The 15746-nt window shown below is 43.9% G+C and carries 17 protein-coding genes; 16 read left to right on the top strand and 1 reads right to left on the bottom strand.

Going from position 1 to position 15746, the window contains the following annotated elements:
- Positions 1-230 precede the first annotated feature (230 nt).
- The 3 genes from lhaT (at position 231) to ACY8DX_RS12940 (ending at position 2465) form a co-directional block, all read left to right on the top strand.
- Positions 231-833: a lipoprotein heptaprenylglyceryl N-acetyltransferase LhaT gene (gene lhaT / locus ACY8DX_RS12950; RefSeq protein ID WP_049670573.1), complete on the top strand. Its 603-nt coding sequence runs from the start codon at positions 231-233 to the stop codon at positions 831-833.
- A gap of 69 nt (positions 834-902) precedes the next feature.
- A complete protein-coding gene (locus ACY8DX_RS12945; protein WP_439802302.1) occupies positions 903-1700 on the top strand; it encodes a sporulation protein YpjB in 798 nt (265 codons plus the stop codon).
- A gap of 87 nt (positions 1701-1787) precedes the next feature.
- The gene (locus ACY8DX_RS12940; RefSeq protein ID WP_049670575.1) at positions 1788-2465 is read left to right on the top strand and encodes a zinc metallopeptidase; all 678 of its coding nucleotides are present in this window, start codon (positions 1788-1790) and stop codon (positions 2463-2465) included.
- Between the two features lie 38 nt (positions 2466-2503).
- On the opposite strand, the gene ACY8DX_RS12935 is transcribed toward ACY8DX_RS12940, so the two are convergent.
- Entirely contained in the window at positions 2504-3376 is an 873-nt protein-coding gene (locus tag ACY8DX_RS12935) for a YitT family protein (protein WP_049670576.1), read from the bottom strand.
- Between the two features lie 163 nt (positions 3377-3539).
- Here ACY8DX_RS12935 and ACY8DX_RS12930 point away from each other — a divergent pair, with 163 nt between their 5' ends.
- The 13 genes from ACY8DX_RS12930 (at position 3540) to ACY8DX_RS12870 (ending at position 15718) form a co-directional block, all read left to right on the top strand.
- Entirely contained in the window at positions 3540-3881 is a 342-nt protein-coding gene (locus ACY8DX_RS12930) for a nucleotide pyrophosphohydrolase (protein ID WP_049670577.1), read from the top strand.
- Positions 3865-4674, top strand: a complete 810-nt coding sequence (dapB, locus tag ACY8DX_RS12925; protein ID WP_462405348.1) for a 4-hydroxy-tetrahydrodipicolinate reductase — start codon at positions 3865-3867, stop codon at positions 4672-4674. The genes ACY8DX_RS12930 and dapB overlap by 17 nt, the downstream gene beginning before the upstream one ends.
- Positions 4675-4689: 15 nt before the next feature.
- Positions 4690-5094: a methylglyoxal synthase gene (gene mgsA / locus ACY8DX_RS12920; RefSeq protein WP_049670579.1), complete on the top strand. Its 405-nt coding sequence runs from the start codon at positions 4690-4692 to the stop codon at positions 5092-5094.
- A 10-nt stretch (positions 5095-5104) separates the two neighbouring features.
- The gene (bshB1, locus tag ACY8DX_RS12915) at positions 5105-5812 is read left to right on the top strand and encodes a bacillithiol biosynthesis deacetylase BshB1 (RefSeq protein ID WP_462405347.1); all 708 of its coding nucleotides are present in this window, start codon (positions 5105-5107) and stop codon (positions 5810-5812) included.
- Positions 5809-6951, top strand: a complete 1143-nt coding sequence (gene bshA / locus ACY8DX_RS12910; protein ID WP_049670581.1) for an N-acetyl-alpha-D-glucosaminyl L-malate synthase BshA — start codon at positions 5809-5811, stop codon at positions 6949-6951. Before bshB1 ends, bshA begins: the two co-directional genes overlap by 4 nt.
- Entirely contained in the window at positions 6948-8135 is a 1188-nt protein-coding gene (locus tag ACY8DX_RS12905) for a CCA tRNA nucleotidyltransferase (protein WP_049670582.1), read from the top strand. Before bshA ends, ACY8DX_RS12905 begins: the two co-directional genes overlap by 4 nt.
- Positions 8108-9106 (top strand): biotin--[acetyl-CoA-carboxylase] ligase, encoded by a 999-nt coding sequence (locus tag ACY8DX_RS12900; protein ID WP_462405346.1) that lies wholly within the window; start codon positions 8108-8110, stop codon positions 9104-9106. Before ACY8DX_RS12905 ends, ACY8DX_RS12900 begins: the two co-directional genes overlap by 28 nt.
- Before the next feature lie 246 nt (positions 9107-9352).
- The gene (gene panB / locus ACY8DX_RS12895; RefSeq protein ID WP_462405345.1) at positions 9353-10189 is read left to right on the top strand and encodes a 3-methyl-2-oxobutanoate hydroxymethyltransferase; all 837 of its coding nucleotides are present in this window, start codon (positions 9353-9355) and stop codon (positions 10187-10189) included.
- A 3-nt stretch (positions 10190-10192) separates the two neighbouring features.
- Positions 10193-11050: a pantoate--beta-alanine ligase gene (gene panC, locus ACY8DX_RS12890; RefSeq protein WP_049670585.1), complete on the top strand. Its 858-nt coding sequence runs from the start codon at positions 10193-10195 to the stop codon at positions 11048-11050.
- Positions 11051-11054: 4 nt separating this feature from the next.
- Positions 11055-11438 (top strand): aspartate 1-decarboxylase, encoded by a 384-nt coding sequence (gene panD / locus ACY8DX_RS12885; RefSeq protein ID WP_049670586.1) that lies wholly within the window; start codon positions 11055-11057, stop codon positions 11436-11438.
- Between the two features lie 113 nt (positions 11439-11551).
- Positions 11552-12199 carry an alpha/beta hydrolase gene (locus ACY8DX_RS12880; protein WP_049670587.1) on the top strand — a complete coding sequence of 216 codons (648 nt, stop codon included), beginning with the start codon at positions 11552-11554 and terminating at the stop codon, positions 12197-12199.
- A complete protein-coding gene (locus ACY8DX_RS12875) occupies positions 12200-12778 on the top strand; it encodes a GNAT family N-acetyltransferase (protein ID WP_462405344.1) in 579 nt (192 codons plus the stop codon).
- Positions 12779-13102: 324 nt separating this feature from the next.
- A complete protein-coding gene (locus ACY8DX_RS12870; protein WP_049670589.1) occupies positions 13103-15718 on the top strand; it encodes an exonuclease domain-containing protein in 2616 nt (871 codons plus the stop codon).
- Positions 15719-15746: the final 28 nt, after the last annotated feature.

Here is a 15746-nt window from a genome sequence, read left to right as displayed (position 1 = left end):
CCTATCTGATTTCGTCCGATCGGGGGCATTTTTGATAGTTGATAAGAGGGCTTCAGAATAGCTGCTATTCTGAAGCCCTTTGCCGTTCACAGTGGATTTGCGAAGTATTTAGGCTGCCCTGCTGCTGATGATGTCTTGCCTATATAGATAATTGGAGGTTGCCAGTATTAGAGCCTAAACGCTATCATGAAAGAATGACAGCATATTAATTTGGAGGATTTCAATTTATTATGAGAAATTGGCTATATGCATTTCTTTCGAACCGACTCGTCCTATGGACGATTCTAATCATCAATATTTTAGGAACCATTTATGGGTACTATTGGTATAAAGGGCAGTTGGAAGCAACGCCGCTTCAATTCCTTTTGTTTGTTCCAGATAGTCCGACTGCAAGCCTGTTCTTTGTCATTGCACTTGCAGGAATCATGATGGGGAGAAATTTTGGCTTGTTCGAGGCGCTTGCGGTTGTGTCCTTATTTAAATATGGGATATGGGCTGTTGTGATGAACCTATTCTCCTTTGCAGTGGATGGTTCATTTTCCTTGATCGCCCTCATGCTTATTCTATCTCATGGTGCTATGGCTTTGGAGGGGCTGTTGTTTGCTCCATATTTTCGGGTGAAGCCATGGCATTTAGTGACGGCGGCCATTATCCTTGTCCATAATGAAATCATCGATTATGTATTTGGAATGATGCCGACGTACAGTGTGCTCCATCTATATATGGATGAAATCGGCTATTTCACTTTTTGGCTTAGCATTTTATCAATTGGAGTGGGGTATTATACGACTGTTCGGAAAGGAAGGGCAATTTATACGCTTCCCTCACGATAAGCAATATTTAAGGTTCTTGCCTTGTCCCTTTTCACATACATATTAGTATGGTGAGGAGGGACATTTTTTATGAAGTTGCTAAAGGGGGTCATTGGATCCGTTATTATTGTCGCATCGCTATCCATTCAGGCAATCGCCGCCAGTCCTGCAGAAGATAAAGCCATTGAAACGATTGCTGACCAATCCCTGCAGTTTGTGAAGGTTGACCGGAGGCAGGAAGCCGAGGAATTGCTCAATGTGTTCTCAGAGAGATTTTTGGATATGGCTTCACAGGGTAATCAATATTCAATGGATGAGATCAATATTGTGACCATTGCCCTTGAGGATGCGATGAATGCCGTTCAGGATACAGAGAAGTCGAATCAGGAAGCCGTAAACGAGATGACAAAATTCAGATTAGCCTTTGATGCTGTTAGTCATGATAAGAGTCCCTTATGGACAAAGATGAGAGGACAGATTCTTGAAGCTGTAAAGGATACGCGTGAAGCTGTGAAAAATCAGGATTCCGTTGTCTTTCAGGAGGAATTGAATCGTTTGTTAAATATATATAATATTCTGTATCCATCTTTGAAAATCGATGTTACTCCAGAAAAATTTCAGCAAGTGGATGCTCATTTGAAATTCATAGACCAATACCGTCCGCAAGTATTCTCTGATAGCAGTGAACAGAAAGATATGGCTTCTTTGGAGGGGCAGCTGAGGGATATATTTGACGAGGCAGAGAAGGATGATACAGACCCGTCACTCTGGTGGGTAATCATCTCGACAGGCAGTATTATCTTAATGACATTATCTTATGTGGGCTTCCGCAAGTACAAGGCGCGTGAGGAGATTACCTTTACGAAGAAGAAGAATCGCGATATTTGATAAAATTTTGAAAAGTATCTATCCATTGACAGATAAATGGTTTCATTATTACAATAATATTAATCACATTAAAAATGGAGGATATTGATGGCGTTTCTAATTTACTTTATCTTGATCTTGCTTATACCGCTTTTCGCTCAAATGAAAGTCAAGAGTGCCTATTCTAAATACTCAAAGGTTCCGGCTTCCAATGGATATACCGGGGCAGAGGTGGCACGAAAAATATTGGACGAAAATGGATTGTATAATGTCAAAATTGAAGAAACACATGGTGTATTAAGTGACCATTATGATCCGACAGCAAAGGTTGTCAGATTATCCTCTGACATTTACCATGGACATTCTCTTGCTGGTACTGCGGTAGCAGCCCATGAGGTTGGTCATGCCATTCAGGACAAAGAGGATTACACATTTATGCGTATTCGTCATAAATTAGTTCCTGTTGCAAATATCGGATCGAATTTCTCTTGGATTTTGATTATTGCAGGGATGATCTTCAGTATCTATAATCTTGCTTTGCTCGGTGTGCTATTCATGGCAGCGGCAGTCCTGTTCCAATTTGTGACCTTGCCAGTAGAGTTTAATGCTTCTAATCGTGCCATGCAGCAAGTAGTTGCACTTGGCGTTATTGATGCAGGGGAAGAACGAGAAACGAAGAAGGTTCTTGACGCGGCAGCATTAACATATGTTGCGGCTGCAGCTGTAGCTCTTCTGGAATTGCTTCGTTTTGTGTTAATGTTAACCGGTATGAATAATGACGATTAAAAAAAGAGGGAAGTTCATCTTCCCTCTTTTTTGTGCTGTTAATGCTCGAGCGGGTTTTTGTTCTCATCTAAGGTAAAGCCTTCGCCGAGAACATCATGAACGACTGAGACTGATACGAAGGCGTGCGGGTCAACAGACGTTATCAGATTCTTGAGGCGGACAATTTCATTCTTACCGACGACGCAGTAGATGACATCTTTTTCAAGCTTAGAAAAGGAACCGTATCCTTTTAGAAGTGTGACGCCGCGGTCCATTTCTTCGTTGATTTTTTGAGCAATCTCTTTATTGGATTCACTGATAATAAAGGCTCCTCTGGCTGCATATGCACCTTCCTGAATGAAATCAATAACGCGGCTCCCAATAAACACAAGAACGAGTGTGTACATGGCTTCCTTATAATCAAGGTACGTTGCCAGTGATAGGGTAATGACACAGAAATCAAAGATGAACATGGTTTTTCCCATGCTGTAGCCTTTGTACTTAAAGACAAGCCGTGCAATAATATCAACTCCCCCGGTAGTCCCGCCATAGCGGAAGATAATTCCGAGTCCGACCCCGATGAAGACGCCTGCGAACAGGGCTGCAAGCATAAGGTCGTCTTTTAGTGGGATATGGAGCTGATATTTTTCGAATATCGCGATAAAAATAGATAGTCCAACCGTTCCAATGATTGTATAGATGAACGTTTTTCTTCCTAATAATCGATAGCCAATGAAGAAAAGGGGCAGATTAAGCAAAATGTTGGAAATGGACGGGCTTAATCCGGTCAAATTATAAATGAGGAGGGTAATACCAGTGAAACCGCCCTCAGCTAACTGATTTTGCATGTTAAAATGCACGACACCAAAGGCCATGATGGCTGAACCGATCAAGATAAACAAAATATTCTTGAGTTTTAGGTTGAAAATCATATGTAACCCCACTTCCTTGCTATCCGTTATTAATTATGGTGTACAATTGAGATAAGATTATGTCAATTATGCCCTAATGAATTTTATCATATGTGTGGATTGCTCGGGAATAGTTAAATGAGCTAACATAGAAGAAGTGAGCAAAGAAATGGATGTGTAACGAATGGAAACAAAAAAAACAATGGAAGAAATGCAGCAAGAGGTGGACCGCTATATCGGGCAGTTTAAGGAAGGGTATTTCAGCCCTCTTGCGATGACAGCAAGACTTACAGAGGAGCTGGGGGAGCTTGCTCGTGAAATCAACCACCATTACGGAGAAAAACCGAAGAAGTCAACGGAAGAAGAGAAGGCGATTGAAGAGGAGATGGGCGATGTTTTATTCGTGCTGATCTGCATGGCCAACTCACTTGGCGTAGACCTTGCACATGCTCATGATCTTGTAATGGATAAATTCCGGACGAGAGACCGTGATCGCTGGACAAGAAAGGATGAACAAAATGATTAAAGTAATTATTGCCGGACCAAGAGGAAAGATGGGCAGGGCGGCTGTCCAAATGGTACAAGAGACAGACCATTTCCAATTAATTGCTGTGCTTGACCGTAAAAATGGCGGAAAGCACTTAAATGAACTTGAAGGGTTTGCCGGTGTTGGCGAGGATGTCCCTGTTTATGATGATCATGAACAATGCTTCTCAACCCTTCAAGCAGACGTGTTAATAGATTTAACAACCCCAGAGGTTGGTAGAATACATACATTATCAGCCCTATCACATGGTATCCGTCCTGTGGTTGGGACAACCGGCTTTTCAGACGAGGATCTTGAAGAGCTGCGTACATTGACAAAGGAAAAGGGAATCGGCTGTATTATTGCGCCAAACTTCGCTATCGGGGCTATTTTGATGATGAAATTTGCACAAAATGCCGCAAAATACTTCCAAGATGTCGAAATAATTGAGATGCATCATGATCAGAAGCTTGATGCGCCTTCTGGTACAGCAATCAAAACGGCTCAATTGATTTCTGAAGAACGTTCTGCCAAGAAGCAAGGACACCCGAATGAAAAAGAAACGATTTCTGGAGCGCGAGGGGCAGATTTCGACGGCATGCGAATTCACAGCGTACGTTTACCGGGCTTGATTGCCCATCAAGAAGTCATGTTTGGAGGAGAAGGGCAAACATTGACGCTTCGTCATGATTCCTATGACCGTAAATCATTTATGTCTGGTGTTAGGGTATCTGTTGAAACGGTTATGAAATTAGATCAGCTTGTGTATGGGTTGGAAAATATTCTCGATTAAATGGAGGTATAAACGATGAAGATCGCTCTAATTGCACATGATAAGAAAAAGGACGACATGATTCAATTTGCGATTGCGTACAAGCATATCTTAAGTAAGCAGCAGCTCTTTGCTACCGGCACGACAGGTCTGAAAATCATGGAGGCAACAGGACTGCCGGTTCATCGTTATCAATCCGGACCGCATGGCGGAGACCAGCAAATTGGAGCGATGGTGGCTCAGAATGATATTGATGCCATCATTTTCTTCCGCGATCCATTAACCGCGCAGCCTCATGAACCGGATGTTTCAGCCCTGCTCCGTTTAGCGGATGTTTATTCCATTCCGCTTGCGACAAATATGGGGACGGCTGAGCTCATCATTCATGGAATTGACCGAGGAGATCTTAAATGGAGAACGATTGTAAGGGAAAAGGAGTAAATCACCTAGAATGAAAATAGATCTATTATGTTTTGGCGCTCATTCCGATGATGTAGAACTTGGAATGGGCGGCACATTAGCGAAATATACACAGCAAGGAAAAACGGCGGTTATCTGCGATTTAACAGAAGCAGAGCTATCTTCGAATGGCACGCCGGAAAATCGAAAGAAGGAAGCACAGGCAGCTGCTGAAGTACTCGGCGTGAAGGAGCGAATCAATCTGAATATGGGAGACAGGAATCTCTTCATAACGCCGGATAATATCGCGAAGGTAGCGGCAGTCATACGTCGTTATCAGCCGGCACTAATCTTTGCTCCTTATCATATCGATCGTCATCCCGATCATGGGCGGGTAAGTCAATTAGTCTTCGAGGCAGTCTTTTCAGCAGGAATCCGGAAATATACTGACCAAGACGGGCAGGAATCTCATAAACCAACAGCTGTATATGAATATATGATTAACAGCTTCCATAAGCCTGACTTTTGCGTGGACATCAGCAGCAGCTTTGACAAGAAGATTGAAGCGCTGAAATGCTATCGTTCCCAATTCGAACGCTCTCGTGACGGTGTTATTACGCCATTGACAGAAGGATATTTAGAAGCAATTGAAGGACGTGAGAGAGCGTATGGACGTGATGCCGGCGTTCTTTTTGCTGAAGGGTTCAAAACAACAAAACCGCTCATTCTTGATGCGGATTTATTTGGAGCGTCAAAATGAAGAAATTGAAAATAGGGATTGTTTGCTACCCGACTGTCGGCGGATCCGGCATATTGGCCACAGAGCTTGGCATCACGCTGGCAAAGCGCGGCCATGAAATTCATTTCATTACTTCAAGCATGCCGTTTCGTCTTAATAAACGGTATTCCAATATTTACTTCCACCAGGTAGAGGTCAATCAATATGCAGTATTTCAATACCCTCCATATACATTGTCCTTGGCGAGCAAAATTGCGGAGGTAGTGAAAAATGAAGGCCTCGATCTCATTCATGCCCATTATGCGATGCCGCATGCGGTCTGTGGCATATTGGCAAAACAGATGACGAGCGAGCGGCTGAAAGTGGTCACAACCTTGCATGGAACAGATATTACGGTACTTGGATATGATTCCTCGATGCAGGACATGATTAAGTTTGCCATTGAAAAATCAGATGCCGTAACAGCTGTATCGAACGCACTTGTGCAGGAGACCTATGATTTAATACAGCCTGAGAAAGAAATCAAAACCATTTATAATTTCATTGATTATCCAGCACTCAAGGACAATTCCGAGATGGACTTGAAGGCTGAGCTGAATATTAAGGAAGAAGAAAAGGTCGTCATCCATGTATCCAATTTCCGTAAGGTGAAACGGATTCCGGATATTCTGCATTCATTTGCTGAAGTAGCAAAGCGTATGCCATGTAAGCTCATCCTAGTCGGTGACGGTCCTGAAATGGGAGCAGTCAATCGACAAATCAGCCAGCTTGGTATACGTGATCAAGTCATCCTGTTAGGGAAACAGGAAAATCTCCACGAGCTGTATGCGATAAGCGATGCCTGTGTCCTAATGTCAGAAAAGGAAAGCTTTGGCTTAGTCTTGCTTGAGGCAATGGTACATGGGGTTCCATGTCTCGGGACCAATATAGGGGGCATTCCAGAGGTGATTCAGGACGGTGTGAACGGGTATATTGTCGAGAAGGGCGATACAGCGCTTGCAGCGCAAAGACTGTATAAATTATTGAGTAATGATAAGAAAAGATTGGATATGGGAGAACAAGCGATTCGAATCGTCCGCGAGCATTTTGAAACGAACCGAATCGTTGACCAATATGAAGACTTGTATGCATCCATTCTATCAGAAGAGGGGCAAGGATGATGAAGAAGGAATTTGTACAAGCAGCTCCGGTTCTTTGTCAATTGCAGGAAAAAGGATATTTGGCCTATTTTGTCGGTGGTTCGGTACGAGATTCCATTATGGGTAAAGACATTCATGATGTTGACATTGCTACATCTGCCATGCCGCAGGAAGTGAAAGAGGTATTTGGCCATACAGTTGATGTTGGGATTGCGCATGGCACGGTTCTCGTCTTTCACGAGGGTGTGCCATATGAAGTCACGACATTTCGAACGGAGAGTACATATAAGGATTTCCGCCGCCCTGACCAAGTGGAGTTTGTCACCTCGCTTGAGGAGGATCTGAAAAGAAGGGACTTCACGATGAATGCAATTGCCATGGATAAGGATGGCACATTGTATGACCCATTTAAGGGGCATGAAGATATCGAACAGAAAACGATTCGCACTGTCGGGGAGCCGGACGAACGCTTTTCAGAGGATGCCCTGCGTATGGTTCGGGCTGTCCGTTTTATGAGTCAGCTTGGTTTTCAGATTGAGGAGAAGACATATCAAGCACTGCGGGAGAACTCACATTTACTCAGCCATATTGCTCAGGAGAGAAAAACAGCGGAATTCCAAAAGCTGTTGGCAGGTAAAAGGCCCAAGGAGGCACTCAGAGCTGCAGCGGCTTCTCAAATCCTTCATTATTATCCAGAGCTTGACCTCTTGGCTGAAAAGATGGATTCATTCCTTTCCCTCGATGTGGAGGCCTGTCAAACCTTTGAGGAATGGCTGGCAGTAATGGCCTTATTCTGTTCAAAGAGGGAGAGCATGTATAGAGAGTGGAAGCTTCCGAATGCAGTCATTAAAGGAATTAAAGTCTTGATTGAAGGCTGTAAACAAAGGGAGAAAGCCTTCTATACCCGTTATCAATTATATGAGGCGGGCATCGAGACAGCCCATAGTGTTGAACGGGTATGGTCTGTCTATTCCAGCCAGCCTGCCGAGCATGACCACATCGATGATCTATACAATCAAATGCCTATTCAAAAAGAGACGCCGCTTTCGTTTTCTGGTACAGACCTAATTAAATGGACAGGTAAAAGGGGCGGCCCATGGATGAAGGACATGATGAGAGAAATCATTCAAGCCATGCTTGATGGAGAGATTGTCAATGAGAAGGAGTTTGTGAAACAATGGCTCATACAGGGGAACAAACGATAAAGAAACAATTGATTCATGCACTGACAAATGCAGGAGATGACTATATATCGGGACAGTATTTAGCCGATATTGCCGGTTGTTCCCGTACGGCTGTCTGGAAGCATATTGATGCCTTACGCAAAGAAGGCTATGAAATTGAAGCTATAAAGAAAAAGGGCTATCGTATCCTGCCTCGCAAGAACCGGTTAACCGAAACAGAAATCCTTATGGGACTTGAAACGGAGTTCATTGGAAGGTCCATCCACGCCTATGAAACGGTTCCAACCACGCAAACAATCGCAAGCGACCTAGCTGCTAAGGGAGCAGATAATGGAACGATTGTGATTAGTGAGGAGCAAACAGAAGGAAAGGGGAGATTACGGAGGACATGGTATTCCCCTCACCAAGGCGGGATTTGGATGAGTTTGATTGTAAAACCCGACATTCCCCCATACCATGCTCCGCGTCTGACCCTGCTGACGGCTGTGGCAGCTGTACTTGCAATAAGAGAGACTGGTGTGAATGCTGGAATTAAGTGGCCGAATGACGTGCTAGTGAACGGGAGGAAAATCGCTGGTATTCTGACTGAGATGCACGCTGAAGCAGACCAAATCCATTCGGTCATCATTGGAATCGGCATTAATGTTAATCAGGAGCGTCAAGATTTCAATGAGGATATTCAAAGCCTTGCCACCTCTCTTGCCATTGAGAAGGGAGAAATGCTAGATCGAGCACTCTTTTTGCAAAGATTTCTCAGCCGTTTTGAGCAGCTTTATCTGCTCTTTCTTGAGAAAGGGTTCCTCCCAATTAAAGAGCTGTGGGAAACATACTCCGTCACAATTGGTCAGCGAGTAACAGTTGCAACAGCCCAGTCATCATTCACAGGGCTTGCATCAGGAATCAATGAAGATGGTATTTTGATGGTGAAAGATGAACAGACGGGTGTGCAGCGTCTTGTCTATTCCGGTGATATTACCATTCACCATATGTAAATTCAAAACAGAATAAAATGGTAAATTTCATCCCTTCCCGTTATAATGCATATGAGGGCAGTAGCGGAAACGACCTGCACCTTGTATGTGTTGTAAGTGGAAAGTTGATATTCTGCCTGTATCTTAGAAATAGGACCGGGACAGAGGGATAAAAGCCATTTTGCGGATTCAATCCTTCTGTAAAGAAGGATTTTTTTATGCGGATTCGGCTGTTTTTCTCTCCTCGGAATGTTAAGGAGGAAAAAAATGAAATTTGCTGTTGATTTTTGGAAGATGAAAGAAAAGGGAGAGAAAATCTCCATGCTGACAGCCTATGATTATCCATCTGCCAAACTAGCTGAACAAGCTGGTGTTGACATGATTCTTGTTGGAGATTCATTGGGTATGGTTGTTCTTGGCTATGATTCTACTGTTCCAGTAACAATGGAGGATATGATTCATCACACAAAGGCTGTACGCCGGGGAGCACCTAACACGTTCATCGTCGCTGATATGCCTTTCATGAGCTATCATGTGTCCATCGATGAAACATTGAAGAACGCGGCAAGGCTTCTTCAGGAGGCTGGAGCGGATGCGGTCAAGATTGAAGGGGCAGGTGATGTCCTGCTTAAGATCAAGGCTTTGACAGATGCTGGTATACCGGTCGTTGCCCATTTAGGATTAACTCCGCAATCGGTAGGTGTGCTCGGAGGATATAAGGTCCAAGGGAAAACAAAGGAAGCAGCCTTGCAATTAATGAGTGATTCGATTAAATGCCAGGAAGCCGGGGCAATAGCGCTTGTGCTTGAATGCGTTCCATACCAGGTCGGTGGAGAAATGACGAATAAGCTTATGATTCCGACAATTGGAATCGGGGCTGGAAATCAAACGGACGGACAGGTGCTTGTTTATCATGATGTCCTTCTTTATGGAGTTGGACGTGTGCCGAAGTTTGTTCAGTCTTATGCTGATTTAAATACAACGATAGGGGATGCCCTATCCAAACATATACAAGAAGTGAAGTCCGGCGCTTTCCCTTCAGAAAGCCATTCTTTTACGATGAAGGAAGAAGAGCTGCTTGCATTGTATGGGGGAGAAAAGTAAATAATGAAAATCGTAAATCGGATTGATGAATTGCGCACCATGTTAACAGAGGAAAAAACAGAGGGGAAAACAGTGGGGTTCGTCCCAACAATGGGCTATCTGCACGAGGGGCATTTATCGCTTATTCATGCAGCACGCAAAGAGAATGAGGTTGTCGTCATCAGTATCTTCGTCAATCCGCTTCAATTTGGACCTGGCGAGGATTTTGACCAATATCCGCGCGATATTGAACATGATGAAGCACTGGCCCGCGAGGCCGGAGTGGATTACTTGTTCTATCCGACAGTTGCTGAAATGTATGGTGAGCGTCCAACTGTTACGGTTAAGGTGCATGAACGGACAGACTGCCTATGCGGCAAATCTCGTCCTGGCCATTTTGACGGCGTAGCAACCGTGCTGACTAAGCTCTTTAATATTGTTGCTCCAACTCGTGCTTATTTTGGCTTGAAGGATGCCCAGCAGGTTGCGGTAGTTGAAGGGTTGATTCGAGACTTTAACTTCCCGATTGAGCTTGTTGGTGTCGATATTAAGCGAGAAGAAGACGGTCTTGCTTTAAGCTCTAGGAATGTGAATCTGACACCGGAAGAACGTACGGAGGCCGTGTACATTTCGAAAAGCTTACGCTTGATCAGAGAGGCCATTGAAAACGGATCCACACCTGCAGCTGCGCTAGCAGAGGGGATAGGCTATCTGCAAGGACATATTACGGGCTCGATTGATTACTTAGAGGCTCTATCGTATCCAGAGCTCAAATCAATCACAGATGTAAGAGAGACAATCATTGTCGCAGCAGCTGTCCAATACAGCAAGGTGCGCCTGATTGATAATGTCATCATAAAAAACGAACAACCAAGGGGGTAACGTCATGTATCGTACCATGATGAAAGGGAAGCTTCACAGAGCAACCGTAACGGAGGCTAATTTAAATTATGTAGGAAGCATCACGATTGATGAGGAATTGCTCGAAGCAGTTGATATGCTGCCAAACGAAAAGGTACAAATCGTCAATAATAATAATGGCGCGAGATTCGAAACCTACATCATTCCAGGTAAAAGAGGCAGCGGCGTAATTTGCTTAAATGGCGCTGCAGCACGACTTGTTCACGAGGGGGATAAAGTCATTATCATTTCCTACGGTTTAGTGCCAGAGGAAAAGGCTCGTACTCATCAGCCAAGAGTCGCTGTGCTGGATGAGAACAATACCATTACACAAATGATCGGCCTTGAGCCTGAAGCAACCATTCTATAAGATTGTTAGATAGGATAACACACTGCCGCTCCGCTCTATTAATGGCAGTGTGTTTTTTGTCGGTTAATTATCTGAATATTTATGCTAAAATAGCTGGAAAAGGAGGAAGAACGATGACCCATTATCACTCACACGTTGTGAAAGGCTATAAACAAATGGATATCCCGTTCACAATGGCTGGATTGACTGACAGAGCAGAACGGCTGGCGGTCCTTTTGCCTGGAGCTGGATATACAACAAAAGCGCCCCTATTTCATTATTCGTCCTCCATGTTTCTGGAAGAGGCCATGGATGTATTGGAGATTAATTACCCTTATCGTGATGACTTCTATCAAGATTTCTCATGGGAGGAGCTGACGGAGGCGATTCACTATGATGTAAACATGGTCCTTGACCATGTCTTGATGGATAAACCATACAGACAAATCATCATACTTGGCAAATCAATTGGGACGCTTTGTATGGATTCAATCCTTAGGAATGAATATGCTGAAGAAATGAAGGCCATTTGGGTAACTCCACTCTTGAAAGAGGAAGGGGTGCTGAATGCTCTCGCAGACGCTGCGTATCCCAGCCTATGTATCATTGGAGATAAGGACCCGAATTATACTCCGGAAGGATTGGAACGCATTGGCCGTAATCCGCTTGCAGCGGCAAGATTGTATCCAAATATGCATCATGGCCTTGAGCAAGAAGGACATATCCTTAATTCGATTGATCTTTTAAAGAGTATTATGAAGGACATAAAGACGTTTATCTAAATGAGGAATGATGGGAGTGAGACGAAGTTGTTCTATCAGGATGGCAGCATATCTGTCAGGGCCTTGGTGGAGCAGGACCTCGTGCTGCTGGCAAAATGGCTTTCAGACGATAAGGTACTGGAATTCTACGAAGGAAGAGATAATCGCTTTGATTATGACAAGGCAAAAATCACTTTCATGGATGCGAAGGATGAAGAGACAAAATGCATCGTGGAATATAGGAATCAGCCAATCGGCTATTTTCAGTTCTATCCGGTTGATACTGTGGAACTTTTAGAATACGGCTTTGACAAAGAAACTACATATGGACTCGACCAATTCATTGGAGAGGTTGAATATTGGAATAGGGGCATTGGTGCCTCCCTTATTAAATCTATGGCCTCTTATTTGTTAAAAGAGAAAAGGGCTAAAAGAATCATCATGGACCCGCAAGCAAGGAATGAGCGGGCCATCAGATGCTATGAAAAATGCGGATTTAAGAAGGTGAAGCTGCTTTCGTGCCATGAGCTGCATGAAGGGGTCTACCAAGACTGCTGGCTGATGGAATACGTTAGCTGTAGCGAAGGAGCGGAAAAGTGAAGCAGCAAAAGAAAGCATGGCACAGCGGTGGCTATGCTTCTTTTTTTCATTCTTAGGCACTTGGAATCTGGCAGAATAGGGCTAAACAGGTAAGATGATAAATAGAAGAGTCAGCAGCTGGCTAGAGCCGCAAATGATTACTCCATTCCTTCTTATGTCTTTGATAATTAGTTTTCAATCTGCTATAAATGGAGTATCATGAATTCTAACAGAGAGGCTGGCATTCAGCCTTGCAGAAAAATGAACAAATGGCCGTGAACAGCGGCCTGTGACGGCTCCGGCTATGAACGGTGCCGATTGATATGATTTAAGCAGGTGTCAAACATGGAAAATAAATATGTAGTGGTCGATTTGGAAACAACGGGCAATAACTCGAAAGCCGGTGATCGAATTATCCAAATCGCTGCTATTGTTATCGAAAATGGGGAAATCACGTATCAATACTCATCGTACGTTAATCCAGAGAGGACGATTCCTTCTTTCATTCAGGAATTTACAGGCATCAAGGATGAAGATGTAAAATCTGCACCTACCTTTAAGGAAATTGCCCCATACATAGTAGGAATATTAGAAGAGGCTGTTTTTGTTGCTCATAATGTGCTCTTTGATTTGACGTTCCTTCAAGCAGAGCTCGAGCGGGTAGGCTATGAAATGTTTCTGGGATACACGGTAGATACCGTAGAGATGGCCAAGGTTATTTCGCCGAGGACTGATAGCTTCAAACTGGAGGATTTGAGCAAGGCATACGGCCATATACATGACTGCCCGCATCAAGCAGACAGTGATGCCTATGCCACAGCCCTGCTGTTCCTCGATTTTTATAAGGCGTTAAAGAGGCTGCCGAGACAGACGCTTAAATCTCTGTATCGGCTGTCCTATTCATTGAAGAGTGAATTAAAGGAAGTGCTGCTTGAGGTTTTGCAGGAGCAGGCACAGGTTTGCGAGCCTTGGAGACCAGATTTAGAAATATACAGAGGATTGGCATTGGTCCTTCCAAGGCAAGAGACCAACGTTTCCGCTATTCCTCAAGTGGACTCTAACATCTGCGGCTTCATACAAGATGTGTTCAAGTCCGGCGGTACCGCCTTCTTGGAGGACGGGACACGTGCGTTTTCGGACCATCTGGCAGCCTGTCATGATTTTGCTGAGAAAGAAGGAGAGCAAGTCCTTCTCACGACATATGGTGAACTGACAGAAGAAGAGCTAACAGCCTATATGCCTTTATCTGTTGAAAAATTAAAGCAGGAGACCAATTACCTCAGTCTGCCGAAATTCGAACAATCGTTAAGGCAGCGCGATCACAACTATGAGGTGGCAATGACAAAGATGCAAATCCTTGTTTGGCTGACCGAAACGGTTACAGGGGATATCAATGAGCTTAATCTTTCAAGTGCTGGCAGGGAGTATGCCAAAGAAGTGGCCCATCACCGCAGGCTTCATCCGAGATTATTGAAACCATGGACAGAGCGGGATTTCTATGGCAGACGGCTTGAGGCGGCTGCAAGGGCTAATGTGATTCTGACCACCCATGCTGATTTTGCAGAGAACCTGCTTCATGGAGGTTATTTAAATAAGCCAATTCATGTACTGATTGAAGAGGCAGATTCTTTTCCGGCTGTCCTGGCGGATAAGCTGGGAGTGGATATTAGTTATATGGATATGCGCAATATCGTCAATAAGGTTGGAAGTCTTGATAACCGTCATCTCCTTCACCAAGCTGTCTTGCTTGTTGAGGAAAAAACAGAGGTTCCGATTGACCGAAGACAGCTTGAGAAAGGGTTATGGCAGCTGTCCAATCAAATTGAACGATTTGCAGAAGAACTGATTACCTATGGTGAATTAAAGAGTGCTCTAAAAGAAGGTCAGATGACAGCGGTCAAATTACCGCGTAAAAGAAAAAATGTTTTATCTATTTATGAAGCGGCAAATGATTTGCGTCAATCGTTCATCATCCTTATGGACCTTTTTGTAGGCTGGGTTAAGGAACTGAATGAAGTTCCGGTTGAGAAATTGAAGAGAAGCCAGTTGAATATCATGGATGACCTGATGAAAATGCATGAACAGCTTGAAAGAATTTATCTGGGACTTGGACAAATGTTCCTAAAACAATCAGGAATGAATGAAACCTGGATTGAATGGAATAAGAGGGGCAGCCGTAATTCCCTTTCTGTCAAAAGCAAGCCAAGAACGATTGCCAAGTGGATGAAGGAAAATATTCTTGAGAAGAAGACGATTCTCTTTGCATCAGACGTGCTTGCTATTCGTGACTCATTCCACTATTTCGCTGCCAAGGTGGGGTGTGAAGAGCCTGTGTATAAAACCTTGATTTTGGCTCCCGATAGAGCCATAAAGCTGGTCATCATTCAAGATACGTGCATGAAGAATGAACGGGAGCTTGGTTCGTTTTTTGATTGTGCGCAGGACTTCTTAAAGGAATTGATCCACAGCAGAGAGAGAAACATGATTTTCTTCTTTAATACGCCTTCCAGTCTTAAAAAAATGTATCTCGGGTTAAAGGAAACCATTGAGGAGAATGGATACCAGGCACTTGTTCAAGGGATTACCTCGGGCTCTGGGGCTAAATTGCTGAGAGGCCATATGGGAGCAGGGCGGTCCTTGTTGTTTGTCACCTATCCGGTGTGGGAAACAATACGTCATCTTTATGATGGACAATCAATAAAGGTGATGATGGAGGCACCGGCTGTCTCTAGGCAGCTCTTTTTACGCGAGGATGCTGATAAGGGGATACAGGAAGGAATGGAAATGCTCTTGGATATGAGCTTTAATATCAGACGCCATTTAACGGCAAAGATACCTGCGGGTCAGGGGGCCGGATGGGTTCTGTATGAGGATCCGCTTTTGGCGGCAAATCGTCAATTCTTCGCTGACTCCTTATCCTATTTATCTGTATCGGCCTTTGATAAAGAGGCCTATCTATGAGACCTTTATTTTTATCGAAAAATACAGA

This window comes from Gracilibacillus sp. Marseille-QA3620 (assembly GCF_054950035.1).
This window is presented reverse-complemented; position numbering and strand designations above follow the sequence as displayed.